The organism is Curtobacterium sp. MCPF17_003, from assembly GCF_003224385.1.
GTDB lineage: Bacteria > Actinomycetota > Actinomycetes > Actinomycetales > Microbacteriaceae > Curtobacterium > Curtobacterium flaccumfaciens.
This window is the reverse complement of sequence record NZ_QKLC01000012.1, coordinates 24,304-43,508: the sequence shown is the minus strand read 5'-3', so window position 1 is coordinate 43,508 and position 19,205 is coordinate 24,304. Positions and strand designations below refer to the sequence as shown.

The window sequence follows — 19,205 nt, the reverse complement described above, 5'->3', positions numbered from 1 at the left end:
CCTGCCAGCGCGCGGTGCCCTACCCCCGCGTCCGCGCCAACCGCCGGTTCAGCGCCCCGTTCAGCAGCGCGACGAGCAACCCCACCGCGAACACGAGCGTCCCGAAGCACAGCACCTGCGGCGGCATCCCGGCCTTCGCAGCCCCGTAGACGAACAGCGGGAAGGTGACCGCGGGCCCGGCGACGAACGAGGTGATCACGTAGTCGTCGATCGACATCGCGAGCGCGAGCAGCCCCGCGGCGAGCATGCCCGGCGCCAGCAGCGGCAGGGTGACGAGCCGGAAGGCCTGGAACGGCGTCGCCCCGAGGTCACCCGCGGCCTCCTCGAGTGCGCGCGAGGTGCCCGCGATCCGGGCCCGCAGCACGACGACCACGTAGGCGACGTCGAACGCCACGTGCGTGATCAGCACGGTCAGGAACCCGGTGCCGAGCCCCACCGACAGGAAGAAGGAGAGCGACGCGGAACCGACGACGATCGAGGGCGCCGCGATGTCGGCGAACACGACGGTGTTCACGGCACCGCGACCCGGGAACCGGTACCGCTCCAGCGCCAGCGCGAGGGGCAGCCCGATCGCGACGGAGATGATCGCGGCGAGGAACGCGACGAGCACCGAGGTGACGAACGCCGCCCCGAGCCCGGACACGTTCACCAGGTTCGCGTACCAGTAGGTCGTGAAACCGTTCCAGGCGAACGACAGCCGGTTGGTGGGGGCGTCGTTGAACGAGTACACGATCATGTAGACGATCGGCACGAGGGTGATCGCGATCGTCACCCAGTACACGATGGCGAGCCAGGGCCCACGACGGTTCACCCCGTGACGACGCGGACGGCCGGCGACGGAACCGGTCACGGGCGAGGCCGGAGCGGCGGCGGAACGGGACGGTGCGACGGCGGTCATACGAGGTCCTCGAGGTCGTCGGTGCCGGAGACGCGGGCGTAGATGAACAGGATGATGCCGAGCACGACCATGAGCACGGTCGACAGGGCTGCGGCGACGTTGTACTGCTGGTTGCCGGAGTAGGCGTCCTGGATCGCCTGACCGATCGTGTACGTGTTCGTGCCGCCGAGCAGGGCGGAGTTCACCGGGTCACCGACGCTGTCGATGAAGACGAGCAGCACCCCGGCGAAGATGCCCGAGCGGGACAGCGGCAGCGTGGTGTGCCAGAACGCCCGGAACTTGCCGGCGTACAGGTCGTTCGCGGCCTCGCCGAGCCGGGGGTCGATGCGCTCGAGGGCGGCGTAGATCGGCAGCACCATGAAGGCCAGGTCGTTGTAGGCGTCGCCGAAGATCACCGCGCCCCCGGTGCCGAGGATGTGGAAGTCCTTGCCGGCGAGCCCGATCCCCTGCAAGAAGGTGACGACCGGCCCCTGCGACGCGAGCACGAACGCCCACATGTCGGTGCGGATGATGAACGACACCAGGAAGCTGATGAAGACGAGCATGAGCAGCGGGTTCTTCCACCGCGGTGACACCCGGAACGCGATGAAGTACGCCACCGGGTACCCGACGACGATGCAGGCGATCGTGGCGGCGGCGCCGTACCAGAGCGACCGGAGCAGGAACGTCAGGTAGGGCACCTGCGGGTCGACGAACAGCGAGCCGTAGATCCCGAAGTTCCAGGTGAACGTGTAGCCGTCGTCCGGGTTGCCGGTCATGAGCGAGACGATCAGCCCGGACACCAGCGGGATGACGAAGAACACGCAGAGGTACGCGGTGCCGACGAGCGCCAGGAAGAACGGCGTGCTCCGACGGCGTCCCCGCCGCACCGGCGCGGGGCCGGCGGACCCACCGGGACCACCGGGAGCGAGCCCCGGCGCCACCCCGACCGCGCTCACGACTGCACCACCGCGTTGAAGATGCCGTTCCACTCCGAGTACTCGTCGTAGTTCTCGAACACCCGGAACTCGTGCGACTGCTCCAGCACGTCCTCAGAGGGGAACACGAGCGGGCTGTCCGCCACGGTGGCGTCGTCGAGTTCGTCCCGCACGTAGTCCTCGGCCGCGGGTACCGGGCAGACGTAGTTGACCCAGTCCTCGACGATCCCGGCGACCTTCGGCGTGTAGTAGAAGTTCATCCACTCGAGCGCCGACACCGGGTTCGCGGCCTGCCGTGGGATGAGCATGTTGTCGTGCCAGGTCATCTGCCCCTCTTCCGGCGTGACGAACTCCAGGTCGGGGAACCCGGACTGCTGCGCCTGGAACACGTCGCCCGACCACGCCTGGGTGATCCAGGTGTCGCCGTTCTCCAACCGGTTGATGTAGCTCTGGTCGTAGAAGCCGGTGACGCTCGGCCGCAGTTCGCGCAGCCAGGCCTGGGCCTTCCGCCAGTCGGCGGGCGTCGAGGTCTCCGGGTCGATGCCGAGCGCGAGCAGTCCGAGTGACCCGAGTTCGGTGTTGTCGCTCATCAGCCCGATGCGGCCCCTGAACGCCGGGTCCTGCAGGTCCTTGAGCGAGGTGATCTTCCGCCCGGTGTACTTCGGGTTGTAGGCGAGCCCGGTGAACCCGGTCTGCCAGACGACGGAGTGCTTGTTGCCCGGGTCGTAGATGGGGTCCTTGACGGAGTCCGAGGCGTTCGCGGCGAAGTTCGGCAGCCGCGAGTGGTCGAGCTCGCACACGAACCCGTTCTTGATCATCTGGGTCAGCTCGAACCCGTTCGTCATGACGACGAGGTCGTAGCCGGTCGCACCGTGCGCCCGCAGGATCGGGGAGACGGTCGCGTAGAAGGTCGCGTTGTCCTGGATCACCGCCTGGTAGTCGACCTCGATGCCGGTCTCCTGCTCGAACAGCGCCAGCGACTCGGACTTGCCGTGGTCGGAGTCGATGTACAGCGGCCAGTTCGCGAAGTTCAGGGTGCCGGTCGCCTTCGCGTCCTTCCAGAACGCCGCCCAGTCGACGGTGTCCTCGGCGCCGGCGGCGGCGGAGCCCTTGATGCTGCAGCCGGTGAGCAGGGCGGCCAGCGCGGCGGCCCCGCCGCCGGCCAGCAGGCCGCGTCGGCTCACGCGGGCCGACGTCAGCCCGCGCAGCAGGTCCGGACCGGGTACCGCGCCGGTCACGCGAGCGATCCTGCCGTGGCGGGGACGGCCTGGAGGCCCGTGTCGTCCTGGGTGGTGACGGTCGCGTCGGACGTGGGGTGCGCCTCCAGGCCGAAACCGTGGTCGACGCCCCACGTGAGCCAGACCTCGGTGCCGGTCGCGATCCGCGGCCCGCCCTTCGAGTTCTGCGCGAACACCGAGACGCGCCCGGCGCCCGGCACGTCGACCAGGTACTGGGTGCTGACGCCGGAGAACGAGACGTCCACGACCCGACCGGGGCCGAGGATGTTCCGTCCGGCCTCGGGGGTCGGTTCGGCGGTGCGGATCTTGAGCTTCTCGGGCCGGACGCCCACGACGACGCGACCGGTCGTGGCGACGGCCCGGTCGGCCGGCACGGCGATGGACCCGGCCGCGGTGGCGACGACGAGCAGGCCGGCGTCGGTGCCGCGGACCTCGCCCTCGAGCAGGTTCGACTGGCCCAGGAAGTTCGCGACGAACGCCGTGCGCGGCAGCTCGTACAGGTCCTGCGGGCTGCCCATCTGCTCGATCCGACCGCCGTTCATGACGGCGACCGTGTCGGCCATCGTCATCGCCTCTTCCTGGTCGTGGGTGACGTGCAGGAACGTGAGTCCGACCTCGGCCTGGATCGTCTTCAGCTCGAGCTGCATCTGGTGGCGGAGCTTCAGGTCGAGGGCGCCGAGGGGCTCGTCGAGCAGCAGCAGGGCCGGCCGGTTCACGATCGCGCGGGCCAGGGCGACGCGCTGCTGCATGCCGCCGGAGAGCTGGGCGGGCCGCTTCGACGCCGACCCCTCGAGTTCGACGAGCCGCAGCGCCTCCTTCGCCTTCGCCATCGGGTCCGGGATCCGGCGCCGCTTCAGCCCGAACGCCACGTTGTCGAGCACGCTCATGTGCGGGAACAGCGCGTAGTTCTGGAACACCGTGTTGACGGGCCGCTGGTACGGCTTCGTGTCGGTGACGTCCTGGCCGCCGATGGTGATGGTGCCGCTCGTGGGTTCCTCGAGCCCGGCGACGAGCCGCAGGGTCGTCGTCTTGCCGCAGCCCGACGGGCCGAGCAACGCGAAGAACGAGCCGGCGGGCACCGTCAGGTCGAGACTGTCCACGGCGGTGTGGCCGGGGAAGGACTTCGTGATCTGGTCGAGCCGGAGATCGGCTCCCGATTCGGCGAACGTTCCGGTCATTGCCATGGTGCCTCCAGGGGGTGGTCGGCCTCAGCCGATGTAGGACATGACGTGCTTGATGCGGGTGTAGTCGTCGAAGCCGTACTGGGACAGGTCCTTGCCGTACCCGCTGTGCTTGAACCCACCGTGCGGCATCTCGGCGACGATCGGGATGTGCGTGTTGATCCACACGCAACCGGAGTCCAGGTCACGGGCGAAGCGCATCGCACGCGCGTGGTCGGTCGTCCACACCGAGCTGGCCAGGCCGTACTCGACGCCGTTCGCCCACGTCAGCGCCTGCTGTTCCGTCGAGAACCGCTGCACGGTCTGCACCGGGCCGAAGATCTCCTGCTGCACGGCCCGGTCGTCCTGGCGCAGGCCGGCGACGATCGTGGCCTCGTGGAAGTACCCGCGGTCGCCCTGTCGTGCGCCGCCGAGCTCGATCGTCGCGTGGTCCGGCAGCGTGTCCAGGAACGACCGCACGTGCGCGAGCTGGTTCGCGTTGTTGACGGGCCCGAAATAACCGTCTGATCCGGTTCTTGCGTTGCGCCGTGCTTCTTCGGCGAGCGCCGCGACGAACTCGTCGTGGATGCCCTGTTGCACGAGCAGCCGGGTGGCGGCGGTGCAGTCCTGTCCGGCGTTGAAGAACCCGGCGGCGACGATCCCGGCCACCGCCGAGGGGATGTCGGCGTCGTCGAACACGATCACGGGTGCCTTGCCGCCGAGCTCCAGGTGGGTGCGCTTGAGGTCACCGGCGGCGGCGCGGGCGACCTCGATGCCGGCGCGGACGGACCCGGTGATGGACACGAGCTGCGGGGTGGGGTGGTCGACCATCGCGGCGCCGGTGGTGCGGTCCCCCACCACGACGTTCAGGACCCCCGGCGGCAGGAACTCGGCGGCGACCTCGGCGAGCAGCAGGGTCGACAGGGGTGTCGTGTCGCTCGGCTTGAGCACGGTGGTGTTGCCCGCGGCGAGCGCCGGCGCGAACTTCCACACCGCCATGTTGAGCGGGTAGTTCCACGGGGTGACCTGGGCGACGACGCCGATGGGCTCGCGCCGGACGAACGAGGTGTGGTCGGCCAGGTACTCGCCCGCGCTCCGACCCTCGAGGTTCCTGGCGGCCCCGGCGAAGAAGCGGATCTGGTCGACGGACAGCAGGATCTCGTCCTCGACCAGGGTGGCGCGGGGCTTCCCGGTGTCGAGCGACTCGAGGTCGGCGAACTCCGACGCCCGCTGCTCCATCGCGTCGGCGATCCGGAACAGGGCGAGCTGCCGTTCCCCCGGGGTGGTGCGGCGCCACGTCTCGAACGCGGTCGCGGCCCCACCGAAGGCGGCGTCGACGTCGGCGGGGGTGGACACCGGGGACGTGCCGTAGACGTGCTCGTCGGTCGGGTCGACCAGGTCGAACGTGGTGTCGGCGGTCGACTCGACGGAGGCGCCCCCGACGAAGTTCCGCAGGACCCGGGTGTCGGTGTCCGCCGTCGCCGTGCTCTGTGCGTCCAGCATGGCGGTGATACTGACACGGATTCCGGCGGCGCGGAAGAAGGATCCGGAGGTTGTGGAGAACCGTAACAACGGAAATCGTCGCGAAACACGGTGTTCACAACGGAATCCCTTGCGCGCCCCGAACCTCGCTGCCATGCTGTCCGGCATGGCGGCAGCACCACGACGTCCGGGACCCATCGACGACACCTCGAAGCGGATCATCGAACAACTCCAGGCGGACGGGCGCCGCCCGTACGGCGAGATCGGCAAGGCCGTCGGTCTCAGTGAAGCGGCGGTCCGGCAGCGCGTGCAGAAGCTGACCGAGACCGGCGTCATGCAGATCGTCGCGGTCACCGACCCGATGCAGCTCGGCTTCCACCGGCAGGCGATGATCGGCATCCGGGTCAGCGGCGACACCCGAACCGTCGCCGATGCCCTGGAACAGCTGCCGGCGGTCGACTACCTCGTGATGACCGCCGGCAGCTTCGACCTGATGGTCGAGGTCGTGTGCGAGGACGACGACGACCTGATCGAACTGCTCAACGGCACCATCCGGGCCATCCCGGGCGTCGCCGGCACCGAGACCTTCGTCTACCTGCAACTCCGCAAACAGCTCTACGACTGGGGAACGCGATGACCATCGAACAGCCCACCCGCCTCGGCTCCTACGACCCGTTCGCACCGGTCGACGACGCCGACCTGCAGCGGAAGTCCCGGGACCACCTGTGGATGCACTTCGCCCGGCACGGCGCGAACCAGGCCGGCGCCGACGTGCCGATCATGGTGCGCGGCGAGGGCCACCACGTCTACGACAGCCACGGCAAGGAGTACATCGACGGGCTGTCCGGCCTGTTCGTCGTCGCCGCCGGGCACGGGCGGAAGCGCCTGGCCGAGATGGCCGCGAAGCAGGCGGAGACGCTGAGCTTCTTCCCGATCTGGTCGTACGCGCACCCCGCGGCGATCGAGCTCGCCGACCGGCTGGCCGAGCACGCCCCCGGTGACCTCAACAAGGTCTTCTACTCCACGGGTGGCGGTGAGGCGGTGGAGACCGCCTTCAAGCTCGCGAAGTACTACTGGAAGCTCCAGGGCAAGCCCATGAAGCACAAGGTGATCTCCCGCGCGGTCGCGTACCACGGCACCCCGCAGGGCGCCCTGGCGATCACCGGCATCCCGGCGATGAAGGAGATGTTCGAGCCCCTCACCCCCGGTGGCTTCCGGGTGCCGAACACGAACTCGTACCGCGCCGAAGAGATGGGCTTCCCCGGGGGTACCGAGGAGCAGTTCGGCTCCTGGGCGGCGGAACGGATCCGCGAGATGATCGAGTTCGAGGGCCCCGACACCGTCGCCGCGGTGTTCCTCGAGCCGGTGCAGAACTCCGGCGGCTGCTTCACCCCGCCGCCCGGGTACTTCCAGCGGGTGCGCGAGATCTGCGACGAGTACGACGTGCTGCTCGTCTCCGACGAGGTCATCTGCGCCTTCGGCCGGATCGGCACGATGTTCGCCTGCGACACCTACGGCTTCGTGCCGGACATGATCACGTGCGCCAAGGCGATGACCTCCGGGTACTCCCCGATCGGCGCGACGATCATCAGCGACCGGCTGTTCGAGCCGTTCTCCAAGGGGGACACGACCTTCTACCACGGCTACACGTTCGGCGGGCACCCGGTGTCGGCCGCCGTCGCGATGGAGAACCTCGACATCTTCGAGGAAGAGGGGCTGCTCGCCAACGTGCAGCAGAACGCCCCGCTCTTCCGCGCCGAGCTCGACACCCTGCTCGACCTGCCGATCGTCGGCGACATCCGGGGTGACGGCTACTTCTACGGCATCGAGCTCGTCAAGGACAAGGCCACCAAGACGACCTTCGACGACGACGAGTCCGAGCGGCTGCTGCGCGGGTTCCTGTCGAAGGCGCTGTTCGACGCGGGGCTGTACTGCCGGGCCGACGACCGCGGTGACCCCGTCGTGCAGCTCGCACCGCCGCTGACGATCGGGCAGCCGGAGTTCCGCGAGATGACGTCGATCCTGCGGAGCGTCCTGTCCGAGGCCTGGACGAAGATCTGACCGTGGGCGGCTACCGGGGCGTCTCGTTCTGGCTCGACCAGCTCGCGTCCACCGGACGCGACGACCTGACGCCCCGGCCGCCGCTCGACGGCGACACCACGGCCGACGTCGTGATCGTGGGCGGTGGACTGACGGGTCTCTGGACCGCGTGGTACCTGCACCGGGCCGACCCGCGCCTCCAGATCGTCGTCCTCGAACGCGAGATCGCCGGCTTCGGCGCGTCCGGTCGGAACGGCGGCTGGTGCTCGGCGCTGTTCCCGCGGTCCGCCTCCACGATCGCCGAGGAGCACGGGCGCGACGCCGCGCTCGCGCTGCGGGCCGCCATGCGCGACACCGTCGACGAGGTCGGCCGCGCCGCGTCCGAAGCCGAGGTCGACTGCGACTACGTGAAGGGCGGGACCGTCCTGTACGCACGCTCCGCCGTGCAGGAACGCGCCGCCCACGACGAGGTCGCGTCCTCCGCGGCATGGGGCGACGACATGACGTGGCGACCGGCTCGAGCGGGCGACGCCGCCGGATCGGCGGGTGTCGCGTGGACCCCGGACTGCGCGCGCGTGCAGCCCGCCGCGTTGGTGCGTGGCCTCGCGGCCGCCCTGGAGGCCCGTGGCGTCCGGATCGCGGAGCACACGCCCGTCTCGTCCTGGGATCGCGGGCGTGTGATCACGTCGCGCGGGACCGTCACGGCGGGCGCCGTGGTGATCGCGGTCGAGGGGTACGGCGCCCAGCTGGAGCAGACGAAGCGGCGGATCCTGCCGCTGTACTCGCTGATGATCGCGACGGCCCCGCTGCCGGCGTCCGCGTGGGAGCGCATCGGGCTCGAGCACGGGCAGACGTTCTCCGACTACCGGCACCTGCTCGTGTACGGGCAGCGCACGGCCGACGACCGGCTGGCGTTCGGTGGCCGCGGAGCCCGCTACCACTGGGGTTCCGCGATCACGCCCGGGTACGACCGGGTGCCGCGCGTGTTCGAGCACCTGCGGAGGGCGCTGGTCGACCTGTTCCCCGTCGTCGCGGACGCCCCGGTCACCCACATGTGGGGCGGACCGCTCGGGGTCCCGCGCGACTGGTGCGCCTCGGTGACCTGGGACGGCCACGTCGGCAGCGCCGGCGGGTACGTCGGTGACGGCCTGTCGACGGCGAACCTGGCCGGACGGACCCTCGCCGACCTCGTGCGCGGGGAGTCGACGGCACTGACCGCACTGCCGTGGGTGAACCACCGATCGCCCGACTGGGAGCCCGAGCCGCTGCGGTTCCTCGGGGCGAACGCAGGACTCGTCGCGACCGACCTGGCCGACCGCGAAGAAGCGCTGACCGGGCGGCCGAGTCTGGCCGCCCGGCTCATGGCACCGCTGACCGGAGGACACTGATGGCTGCTGGTCTCGACGCCGACGTCGTGGTCGTCGGGGCGGGGGTCGCCGGGCTCGCCGCCGCCCGGGCGCTCGCACTCGGCGGGCAGCGGGTCGTCGTGCTCGAGGCCCGCGACCGGATCGGTGGACGCACCTGGACCGACTCGTCGCTCGGGGTTCCGGTCGACCTCGGCGCCTCGTGGATCCACGGGGTCGACGGCAACCCGCTCTGGGCCCTGGCGTCGGCGTTCGGCTTCGACACCGTGGAGTTCACGGTCGGCAGCTTCCAGTTCGACGGCCGGCCGATCGCCTGGCACGACCCGTCCGGCGCTGCACTCTCCGCCGAGGACACGTCGGCGTTCGTCGCGGACCTGCACACCGTCGACTCGGCCCTCGGCGCCGTCGTCGCACATGCTCCACCGCCCTCGACCTACGCGGCCGCCGTCGACACCGTGCTCCGGTCGCTGCGGTGGCAGGGCGACCGGGCCGCACGGGTCCGCGAGTACACGGCCCACCGCTCCGAGGACCTCTGCGGTGCCCCCGTGACCGTCCTCGACGCGCACGGCCTCGACGAGGAGCACGTCCCCGGTGACGAGGTGGTGTTCCCCGGCGGCTACGCCCAGTACGCCCGCGCGCTGGCCGAGGGTCTCGACGTGCGACTGTCGTCGGTCGTTCGGTCGGTGACCCAGGTCGGCGACTCGGTGACCGTGGGGCTCGCCGACGGCACCACCGTGGCCGCCCGGCAGGTCGTCGTCACGGTGCCGCTCGGGGTGCTGCGGGCCGGCGACGTGGTCTTCACCCCGCCCCTGTCCGCACCGGTGACCGGAGCGCTCGGCCGACTCGGGATGGGCGCCTACGACAAGGTGTTCCTGCGGTTCCCCTCACGGTTCTGGGGCGACTCGTGGGTGGTCCGGCAGCAGGGGTCCGCCGGGGTCGACTGGCACTCCTGGTACGACATGTCCCGGGTGACCGGTGCGCCGGTGCTCGCCGCCCTGGTCGGTGGTGCCGGAGCCCGTCGGCTCGAGACCCTGCCGGACGCCGTGGTCGTCGACGAGGGGGTGGCGGCGCTGCGGAAGATGTTCGGCGCGTCCGTCCCCCGGCCCGAGGCGTTCCGGATCACCCGGTGGGCCGAGGACCCGTTCTCGCGGGGCTCGTACTCGTACCTGCACGTCGGGGCATCACCCGATGACCACGACCTGCTCGGCACCCCGTCCGGCCGGGTGCAGCTCGCCGGCGAGGCCACCTGGAGCGACGACCCGGCGACGGTGCACGGTGCGCTGCTGTCCGGGCTGCGGGCGGCCGGGCGGTTGCTCGGCACCGAGGTCGCGCCGCTCTCGCTCGCCGACCCGCTGTCCACGCCCTGAGCGCCATCCCGGTGCGTCATCGAACGACTCAGCCAGGAGACGACCGGGCTCCAACTCGAGACGCTCCGTCGACTCCGGAACCGTGTCGCTCACCACGACAACCTGCTGCGGCCAGACGTCCGGCACCGGCTCAACGACTGCTCGCCCTGCTTGCCGGTCTCGATCTGGACCACCCCGCGCTCGCGGCCGCCCGCAGTCCGTCACGGCGGCTCATCAAGGAGGACCCGCGGCGTGGACGGCGACCGGCGTGAAGACCTTGCGCTCGTTGATCGCATGATCAACAATGGCGGCATGGACGTCGTCACCGCACCCTCGCTCCCGTCGCCGCTGCACGCCGACACCGGCGCACCCCGCCGGTCCCTCCGCGTCGCCCTCGTGCAGGTGCGGTGGCTCCCCGACCCGGACGAGCACCTGGCCCAGCTCGCCGACGGCATCGCGACCGCCGCAGCGAACGGCGCCACCGCGGTGTTCCTGCCCGAACTGACGCTGCGCCGCTACCCGGGCGACACCCAGGCGAGCGGGACCCCGAAGGACCTCGCCGAGTCGCTGCAGGACGGCCCGACCGTCACCTTCGCCCGTGCCCAGGCGATCGACCACGGAGTGTTCGTGCACGCCTCCCTGTACGAGCGGCCGGACGACGACGACCATCCCGACGACCCGCGCGGGTACAACACGGCGGTCCTCGTCGCCCCCGACGGCGCCCTGGTCGGCCGGACCCGGAAGACCCACATCCCGATCAGCGCCGGCTACCACGAGGACACCTGGTTCCGCCCCGGCGCCGACGCCGACCCGTTCCCCGTCCACGAACCGGCCGGCCTCGGCGCCCGGGTCGGGCTGCCGACGTGCTGGGACGAGTGGTTCCCCGAGGTCGCCCGCGCCTACGGGCTCGCCGGGTCCGAGGTGCTCGTGTACCCGACGGCGATCGGCTCCGAACCGACGTTCCCCGACTTCGACACCGCGCCGATCTGGCAGCGGGTGATCGTGGCGAACGGCATCACCGCCGGGCAGTTCATGGTCGTGCCGAACCGGTGGGGCGACGAGGGCGACATCACGTTCTACGGCTCGTCCTTCATCTCGGACCCGTTCGGCCGCGTGCTCGTCGAGGCTCCCCGTGACACGAGCGTGGTGCTCGTCGCCGACCTCGACCTCGACGCCCGGACGGAGTGGCTCCGGCTGTTCCCCTTCTACCTGACCCGGCGCCCCGACCTGTACGCCGGACTCGTCGACCCCGTCGACGAGGAACGCCACGCGTACGGCGCACGCGACGCGATCGACGCGGCCCTGGCCGTGGAACCGGCCACACCCGGGCGCGGGGCGCACGCATGACGTGGGTGATGCCTCCCGAGACGGCTCCGCAGGAACGCACCTGGATGGCGTTCCCACGCCCCGGCCTGACGCTCGGCGACGACGCGGCGAGCGCCGAGGCCGCGCGCCTGGCCTGGGCGACCACGGCCAACACGATCAGCGAGCACCAGCCGGTGACCGTCGTCGTGGACCCGGTCGCACGCGCGGATGCCGGTCGCCTGCTGTCGTCCGGCGTGGACGTGCTCGAGACGCCTCTCGACGACTTCTGGATGCGCGACATCGGTCCGACGTTCGTCGTCGACGACGACTCCGGGCGACTCGGCGCAGTCGACTGGGTGTTCAACGGCTGGGGTGCAAACCCGTGGTCGACCTGGACGCGTGACGCCGAGGTCGCCGCGACCGTCGCCCGTGCTGCGGGAGCCACGCGGATCCCGTCGTTGCTCGTCAACGAGGGCGGGGCGATCCACGTCGACGGCGCCGGCACCGTGCTCGTGACGGAGACGGTGCAGCTCGACCCGCGCCGGAACCCGTACGCCGACCGGGAGCGCGTCGAGCTGGAGCTGGCGCGCACGATCGGCGCCACGCGGGTCGTCTGGCTGCCACGCGGTCTGACGCGCGACTACGACGGCCTCGGCACCCGGGGCCACGTCGACATGGTGGCGACCTTCGCCGACCCGGGCACGGTCCTGCTGCACGCCCAGCCGGATGCCGGCCACCCGGACCACCTGGTCATGCCCCAGATCCGGCGAGCGCTCGAGCAGGCGACCGATGCGACGATCATCGAGTTGCCCGCCCCCTCGACGCTGTCCGACGACGGTGGACCGGTGGACTGGAACTACGTGAACCACGTCGTGGTGAACGACGCCGTGATCGCCTGCGCGTTCGGCGACCCGGTCGCTGACGACCGCGCCAGGGGCATCCTCGCCGAGGCGTACCCGGGCCGACGCATCCGCTCGATCGACGCCCGCGAGGTCTTCGCGCGGGGTGGTGGGCTGCACTGCATCACGCAGCAGCAACCGGCGGCCCGAACCACTGCCGCGGTGTACAGCGGGTGCCGATGACCTGTACACCGCGGCCGGTCCGCCCACTGCCGACCCGTCGGTATGGTGCTCCGAACTGATCGGGCGACGCTGCCCGGCCCCGAAGAGCAGGGAAGTCACATGGCATCACCGATCGCGGTCACCGCGCCGGCAGCACCGGTGCGCGGCGGATCGCTGAAGCGGAGCCTCGGGCTCTGGGCGATCGTCGGACTCGGTCTCGGCTACATGACCCCGACGGTCGTGTTCGACACCTTCGGCATCGTCTCCGAGCAGACCGACGGGGCGGTGCCGAGCGCGTACCTCATCGCCCTGGTCATCATGGCGCTCACCGCGATCAGCTACGGGAAGATGGTGCGCGTCTACCCCGCCGCCGGTTCGGCGTACACGTACGTCCGGGAGTCGATGCACCCGAACCTCGGCTTCATGGTCGGCTGGACGTCGCTGCTCGACTACCTGCTGCTGCCGATGGTGAACGCCCTGATCATCCGTCTCTACCTGGAGCAGGTGTTCCCGGGGCTGCCGCCGTGGGTGACCGTCGTCGTCTACTCGGTCTTCGTGACGACGGTGATCTGCCTGTCGATGCGCGGCACGTCGAACCTCAACATGGTGCTGCTCGTCGGTGCGGTCCTGGCGATGATCGCGTTCGTGGTCTTCACCGTCATCGAGCTCTCCCAGGGCGCTGGTGCGGGCACGATCGTCAGCGCCGAACCCTTCGTGCACGACAGCGTGACGATGTCGGCGCTGCTCACCGGGGCGACGGTGGTGTGCTTCTCGTTCATCGGCTTCGACGCCGTGACGATGTACACGGAAGAGGCGAAGTCGATCCGCATCATGCCGAAGGCGATCATGCTGACCGTCCTGCTCGGCGGCGCGATCTTCCTGGTCTCCGCCTACTTCGCCCAGCTCCGCTTCCCCACCAACGCACCCTTCGGCGAGTTCACCGACGACCCGCTCCCCCAGATCGGCCTGCTCGTCGGCGGCCCGGTGTTCCAGGCGGTCCTCGTGTCGGCCGGCTTCGTCGCCGCGCTCGCCTCGGGTCTCGCCTCGCACGCCAGCGTCGCCCGCATGCTCATGGTGATGGGGCGGAACAACGTGCTGCCGAAGCGGGTCTTCGGCTACGTGCACCCCCGCACGCACACCCCGGTGTTCAACGTCGTCTTCGTCGGCGCGGTCACCCTGCTCGCGATGAGCTTCTCGCTCGACACGATCGCGGCCTACATCAACTTCGGCGCCCTCATCGCGTTCACCTTCGTCAACGCCACCGTGATCGTGCACTTCGCGATCCGGAACGGACGTCGTCACACGGCGGGCGACCGCTGGCGCTACATCGTGCTGCCGGGGGTCGCGATGCTCCTGACCGGGGTGCTCTGGTCCCAGCTCCATGCCGACGCCCTGATCGCAGGAGGAGTGTGGGCGGCGATCGGGTTCGTCTACCTGCTCGTCATCACGAAGGGCTTCCGGGTCGCACCGAAGGGCTTCGACGAGAACCAGCCCGTCACCGGTGTGAACAAGCAGCTGACCGACCAGGCCTGACCGCCACCACGAGAGGACGCCATGTACGCCGTCACCGACCCCTCCACGGGCACGACCCTCGAGACCTACCCGACCATCACGGACGCCGAGCTGCACGACGCCGTCGCAGCCGCCGACCGCACGCACACCGAGTGGTCGCGGACGACGACGGTCGCCGACCGTGCAGCCCTGCTCCACCGGGTCGCGGACCTGTACCGGGAGCGGCACGCCGAGCTCGCCGCCACGATCGTGCGCGAGATGGCGAAGCCGATCGACCAGGCCGAGGGCGAGGTCGACTTCTGCGCCGACATCTACGACTACTACGCGGACCACGCCGAGGCGTTCCTGGCCGACCAACCGATCACCCTGGCGGACGGGTCCGAGGGGTCCGCGTTCATCCGCAAGGCCTCCATCGGCGTCGTGCTCGGCATCATGCCGTGGAACTTCCCCGCCTACCAGATCGCCCGGTTCGCCGGACCGAACCTGGTCATCGGCAACACCGTCCTGCTGAAGCACGCACCGCAGTGCCCGGAGTCCGCCCTGGCCATCGAGCGGATCTTCCACGACGCCGGCTTCCCGGCCGGTGCCTACACGAACGTGTTCGCGACGAACGACCAGGTCGCCGACGTCATCGCCGACCCGCGCGTGCAGGGCGTCTCGCTCACGGGTTCGGCGCGCGCCGGTGCCGCGGTCGCCGAGATCGCCGGCCGGAACCTGACGAAGGTGGTGCTCGAACTCGGCGGCTCCGACCCCTTCATCGTGCTGTCCACCGACGACCTGGACGCCGTCGTCGAGTCCGCCGTCACCACTCGGCTCGAGGGCAACGGCCAGGTCTGCAACGCCCCGAAGCGGTTCCTGGTGGTCGACGGCCTGTACGACGACTTCCTGTCGAAGTTCACCGCGGCGATGTCGGCGGTCGAACCGACGGACCCGAGCGTGCCCGGTGCCGAACTCGGCCCGTTGTCGTCCCCGGCCGCGGCCGAACGGCTGCAGGAGCAGCTCGCCGCCGCGGTCGAGCAGGGTGCGACCGTCGTGACGGGCGGCGATCGCCAGGGCAACGCCTTCCTGCCGACGATCCTGACCGACGTCACGCCGGACAACGACGCCTACCGCGAGGAGTTCTTCGGTCCCGTCGCCGCCGTGTACCGCGTCGCCGACGAGGACGAGGCGATCACCCTGGCCAACGACACCCCGTACGGCCTCGGTTCGTACCTGTTCACCACCGACGCCGACCAGGCACTCCGGGTCGCCGACCGGATCGAGGCCGGCATGGTCTACGTGAACATCGTCGGCGCGGACAGCCCGGAGCTGCCGTTCGGTGGCGTCAAGGGCAGTGGCTTCGGCCGTGAGCTCGGCCCCCTGGGGGCCGACGAGTTCGTGAACAAGAAGCTGATCCGCATCGGCTGACCGACGCGAAGACGCCGGCGTCTTCGCGAGACGCCGCCGAATCAGGCGGCGTCTCGATGATGTGACGGCGCCTGACCAAGACGCCGGTGTGTTGCCGCCGGGCCCACGACGGACGGGAGGCGCGGTGCCAGCTGGCACCGCGCCTCCCGTCCGTCCGTCCGTCGCCGCTCCCGCCTCGCCACCGGAAGACGCCGTCGTCACGCTTCGACGCCGCGGAACGCGCGAGACGCCGCCGGATCCGGCGGCGTCTCGATGGCATGGAGGCGTCGAGCGAACACGCCGGCGTCTCACGCCGCCACGCCACAGCGCTGCCGCGCGACCGCCGCCGCTACTGCTGCGGGTCGGCGGGCTCGCCGCCGGAGTCCGTGTCGCTGTCCTGCGCGGGGTCCTCCGTCGCGTCGCCCGTGGGCGACCCGTCCGGCAGGTCCTCGGTGTACTGCTCCTGGTCCTTCGTGGGGTCGCTGGACCCGTTCGCTGCGTCACTCATGGCCCGGACGGTACGCGTCAACACCTGGACACGTCAGCGGCTGGATGCGGCACGAATCCGTGACCGGTCGAGACGGTTACGGTGTCGAAGCTGCCTGCGGAACAACCGCCAGGATCTCCTCGGCGACCTCGCGACCGATGCGCACTGCGCCGTCGACGTGCTGGTAGCCCTGCCCGGCCAGGTCGCTCGAGGCGAACCGGATCGGACCGACCGCGGCACGCTGGTCGGCGCCGTAGCGGACGAGCCCGCCCAGGTCGAAGCTCGCCGCGTAGGCGCCGCGCGTCCACTCCTCGGTGCCCCAGTCGCTCTCGTAGTAGACGACCGGTCGCAGGGCCTCGTCGCCGTAGTAGTGCGCCAGCGAGGCGAGCACCCGGGCCCGCCGTTCCCCGGTCGACAGCGCGAACAGGTCGTCGGCGTGCTGGTCGGAGACGAACCCGACCAGGGTGCCCTGCTCGGAACCGTGCGAGGTGTTGTCGTACGCCTCGTGCACGACCTCGTACGGGCTGAACGCGGTGCCGGACAGGCCCGCCGCGCGCCAGAAGGGACGGTCGTAGACGGCGTGCACCTTGATCACGAAGCCCATCGACAGGTGCTGGTGGAGCTGGTGCTGACGTCGGGGCAGCGGCGGCTCGTACGAGATCCGCGAGTACAGGGGCGGCGGGACCGCGACGAGGGCCTGTCGGGCGTGCACCTCGATCCCGCCGTCGGCGAGCGCGACGACCCCGTCGTCGCCCCAGCGCAGCGTCCGGACCGGGGCGTTCAGGTGCACGTCGTCGCCGAGGCGCTCAGCGAGCCGCTCGGACACCTGCTGCATGCCGCCGACGACCCGCTTGTCCAGGATGAAGTCGGCGTCGACCAGGTTGGTGAAGCTCCCGGCGGACGCCGCCATCAGCAGGGCCTGCAGCGCCGAGAACGCGTGCGCGGGCTTCGTGAGCATCGCGCCGGCGATGAACAGCTCGACGTTGTCGGTCGCGACCCGGTCCGGGCTCAGGTCGTGCAGCCAGGCGCGGAAGGAGACCTCGTCGAGGGCGGCCGCGTCCGGGGTCTCCCAGGGGCGGGCCGGGTCGACCTTCGCGACGTACTCGTCGACGACGGCGACGAGGCGTTCGATCTCGTTCGCCGTGGCCTCCGGCAGGGGGAAGATGTCCCCGGTGTACTCGGTTCGGGTGCCGTCGGCGTCGATGTAGACGCTGGAGCCCTCGCGGTACCGGTCGTACGTCTGCAGGCCGAGCTCGTCGAGGGTCTCGAGCAGTGCGGTCTGGTCGGGCGAGACCCACTGCCCACCGATCTCCAGGGTCACCCCGTCGATGTCGTTCGTCCAGGTGCGGCCCCCCACGCGGTCGCGGGCCTCGAGCACGGCGACCCGCAGGCCGGCAGCCCGCAGGCGGTTCGCGGCGGTGAGACCGGCGACACCGGCTCCGATGACGACGACGTCCTTCTCGATCATCGAGCTGCTCCTTGTGCGGTCGTGGTGCTGTCGGTGTGCCGGAACGGGTCCGGGGTCAGCGTGTACATGGTCTCGAGGTACTCGGCGATGCCCTCGCCGCCGCCCTCGCGACCGAGGCCGGACTGCTTGACGCCGCCGAACGGTGCCGAGGCGTTCGACACGACCCCGGTGTTCAGCCCCAGCATGCCGGTCTCGAGCCGCTCCATCAGGCGCTGCCCGCGTGCCGGGTCCTCGGTGAACGCGTAGCCGACCAGACCGTACTCGGTGTCGTTCGCGGCGGCCACGGCCTCGTCCTCGGTGCGGAACGGGCGGATGGCGAGCACCGGCCCGAAGATCTCGTCGTCGAGGATCGCGCTGCCGGGCTGCACGTCGGTCAGGACGGTCGGCTCGTAGAAGGTGCCGGGTCCGTCGACAGCGTGCCCGCCGGTGCGGAGCGTCGCCCCGCGCTCGACCGCGTCGGTCACCAGTCGATGGGCCTTGTCGACGGCACGGGCGTCGATGAGCGGTCCGATCGCGACGCCGTCCTCGGTGCCTCGACCGACCCGCATGGCCTCGACGCGCTCGGTGACCCGCCGGGTGAATTCGTCCACGACGTCCGCGTGCACCAGGAACCGGTTCGCGGCCGTGCAGGCCTGGCCGGTGTTCCGGAACTTCGCGGCGAGCGCGCCCTCCACCGCGAGGTCGAGGTCGGCGTCGGCGAACACCAGGAACGGGGCGTTGCCCCCGAGCTCCATGCTCGTCCGGAGCACGTTCTGAGCCGCCTGACCGAGCAGCGTGCGTCCGACCGGCGTGGAACCGGTGAAGGACAGCTTCCGCAGGCGGCGGTCGGCGATCACGGGCGCGGAGACGTCGGCGGCCCGGGTGGTCGGGACGACGTTGACCACGCCGGCGGGCACACCGGCCTCGACGAGCAGGTCGGCGAACAGCAGGGTGGTCAACGGCGTCAGTTCGGCCGGCTTCACGACGACGGTGCAGCCGGCGGCGAGCGCCGGTGCGATCTTGCGGGTCGCCATCGCCAACGGGAAGTTCCACGGTGTGATCAGGAACGCGGGTCCGACGGGCTTGTGCGAGACGGTGGCGCGGCCGGTCCCCTCGGGGTTGGTGCCGTACGAACCGCCGATCCGGACCGCTTCCTCCGAGAACCAGCGGAGGAACTCGCCGCCGTAGGCGACCTCGCCGCGGGCCTCGGCCAGGGGCTTGCCCATCTCCAGCGTCATCAGGAGCGCGAACTCCTCGCGTCGCCCCTGAAGCAGGTCGAACGCGCGGCGCAGCACCTCGGCGCGCTGCCGCGGGGACGTGGTCGCCCAGCCGTGCCGTGCGGCGACGGCGGCGTCGAGCGCCTTCCGGCCGTCCTCGGGCGAGGCGTCGGCGATGTGCAGCAGTGTTTCGCCGGTCGCAGGGTCGACGACGGCGAAGGTCCCGCCGTCGGCCGCCGGCTGCCAGACGCCGTCGACCAGGAGGCCCGTGGGGACGCGGTCGAGCACCGCCTGTTCGGCGGCTGGTCCGGTGGCGTCGGGGACGCTGGGCCAGGCTGCTGCGGG

The 19,205-nt window shown here is 70.8% G+C and carries 16 protein-coding genes; 8 read left to right on the top strand and 8 right to left on the bottom strand.

Annotation, left to right across the window (positions count from 1 at the left end; genetic code table 11):
• Window positions 1-19: 19 nt before the first annotated feature.
• From DEJ30_RS12685 to DEJ30_RS12665, 5 genes are read right to left on the bottom strand one after another with little or no spacing between them, the layout of a single operon-like run.
• Window positions 20-898 carry an ABC transporter permease gene (locus tag DEJ30_RS12685; protein ID WP_110861945.1) on the bottom strand — a complete coding sequence of 293 codons (879 nt, stop codon included), beginning with the start codon at window positions 896-898 and terminating at the stop codon, window positions 20-22.
• Window positions 895-1,836, bottom strand: coding sequence for an ABC transporter permease (locus DEJ30_RS12680; protein ID WP_110861943.1), 942 nt, complete (start codon window positions 1,834-1,836; stop codon window positions 895-897). The genes DEJ30_RS12685 and DEJ30_RS12680 overlap by 4 nt, the downstream gene beginning before the upstream one ends.
• Entirely contained in the window at window positions 1,833-3,053 is a 1,221-nt protein-coding gene (locus DEJ30_RS12675) for a PotD/PotF family extracellular solute-binding protein (RefSeq protein WP_220032956.1), read from the bottom strand. Before DEJ30_RS12675 ends, DEJ30_RS12680 begins: the two co-directional genes overlap by 4 nt.
• A complete protein-coding gene (locus tag DEJ30_RS12670; RefSeq protein WP_375231880.1) occupies window positions 3,050-4,231 on the bottom strand; it encodes an ABC transporter ATP-binding protein in 1,182 nt (393 codons plus the stop codon). Before DEJ30_RS12670 ends, DEJ30_RS12675 begins: the two co-directional genes overlap by 4 nt.
• A gap of 30 nt (window positions 4,232-4,261) precedes the next feature.
• Window positions 4,262-5,716: an aminobutyraldehyde dehydrogenase gene (locus tag DEJ30_RS12665; RefSeq protein WP_110861939.1), complete on the bottom strand. Its 1,455-nt coding sequence runs from the start codon at window positions 5,714-5,716 to the stop codon at window positions 4,262-4,264.
• Window positions 5,717-5,849: 133 nt separating this feature from the next.
• Between DEJ30_RS12665 and DEJ30_RS12660 the strand changes: the two genes are divergently transcribed.
• The 8 genes from DEJ30_RS12660 (at window position 5,850) to DEJ30_RS12625 (ending at window position 15,730) form a co-directional block, all read left to right on the top strand.
• Window positions 5,850-6,332 carry an Lrp/AsnC family transcriptional regulator gene (locus DEJ30_RS12660; protein WP_035809531.1) on the top strand — a complete coding sequence of 161 codons (483 nt, stop codon included), beginning with the start codon at window positions 5,850-5,852 and terminating at the stop codon, window positions 6,330-6,332.
• The gene (locus tag DEJ30_RS12655) at window positions 6,329-7,756 is read left to right on the top strand and encodes an aspartate aminotransferase family protein (RefSeq protein WP_110861936.1); all 1,428 of its coding nucleotides are present in this window, start codon (window positions 6,329-6,331) and stop codon (window positions 7,754-7,756) included. The genes DEJ30_RS12660 and DEJ30_RS12655 overlap by 4 nt, the downstream gene beginning before the upstream one ends.
• A gap of 2 nt (window positions 7,757-7,758) precedes the next feature.
• Complete coding sequence (locus DEJ30_RS12650) at window positions 7,759-9,123, top strand: FAD-binding oxidoreductase (RefSeq protein WP_110861934.1); 1,365 nt, start codon at window positions 7,759-7,761, stop codon at window positions 9,121-9,123.
• Window positions 9,123-10,466 (top strand): NAD(P)/FAD-dependent oxidoreductase, encoded by a 1,344-nt coding sequence (locus DEJ30_RS12645; protein WP_110861932.1) that lies wholly within the window; start codon window positions 9,123-9,125, stop codon window positions 10,464-10,466. The genes DEJ30_RS12650 and DEJ30_RS12645 overlap by 1 nt, the downstream gene beginning before the upstream one ends.
• A 291-nt stretch (window positions 10,467-10,757) precedes the next feature.
• On the top strand, window positions 10,758-11,792 hold the full coding sequence (locus tag DEJ30_RS12640; RefSeq protein WP_110862069.1) for a nitrilase-related carbon-nitrogen hydrolase: 1,035 nt from the start codon (window positions 10,758-10,760) through the stop codon (window positions 11,790-11,792).
• Window positions 11,789-12,832 carry an agmatine/peptidylarginine deiminase gene (locus tag DEJ30_RS12635; protein ID WP_110861930.1) on the top strand — a complete coding sequence of 348 codons (1,044 nt, stop codon included), beginning with the start codon at window positions 11,789-11,791 and terminating at the stop codon, window positions 12,830-12,832. Before DEJ30_RS12640 ends, DEJ30_RS12635 begins: the two co-directional genes overlap by 4 nt.
• A 99-nt stretch (window positions 12,833-12,931) precedes the next feature.
• Window positions 12,932-14,344: an APC family permease gene (locus DEJ30_RS12630; protein ID WP_110861928.1), complete on the top strand. Its 1,413-nt coding sequence runs from the start codon at window positions 12,932-12,934 to the stop codon at window positions 14,342-14,344.
• A gap of 21 nt (window positions 14,345-14,365) precedes the next feature.
• Window positions 14,366-15,730, top strand: coding sequence for an NAD-dependent succinate-semialdehyde dehydrogenase (locus DEJ30_RS12625; protein ID WP_110861926.1), 1,365 nt, complete (start codon window positions 14,366-14,368; stop codon window positions 15,728-15,730).
• Window positions 15,731-16,058: 328 nt separating this feature from the next.
• Here the strand turns inward: DEJ30_RS12625 and DEJ30_RS18255 are convergent, their stop codons facing one another.
• From DEJ30_RS18255 to DEJ30_RS12615, 3 genes are all read right to left on the bottom strand, one after another.
• The gene (locus tag DEJ30_RS18255) at window positions 16,059-16,217 is read right to left on the bottom strand and encodes a hypothetical protein (protein ID WP_181420130.1); all 159 of its coding nucleotides are present in this window, start codon (window positions 16,215-16,217) and stop codon (window positions 16,059-16,061) included.
• Window positions 16,218-16,293: 76 nt separating this feature from the next.
• Complete coding sequence (locus DEJ30_RS12620; RefSeq protein ID WP_110861924.1) at window positions 16,294-17,664, bottom strand: NAD(P)/FAD-dependent oxidoreductase; 1,371 nt, start codon at window positions 17,662-17,664, stop codon at window positions 16,294-16,296.
• A complete protein-coding gene (locus DEJ30_RS12615) occupies window positions 17,661-19,148 on the bottom strand; it encodes an NAD-dependent succinate-semialdehyde dehydrogenase (RefSeq protein ID WP_110862066.1) in 1,488 nt (495 codons plus the stop codon). Before DEJ30_RS12615 ends, DEJ30_RS12620 begins: the two co-directional genes overlap by 4 nt.
• Window positions 19,149-19,205 lie beyond the last annotated feature (57 nt).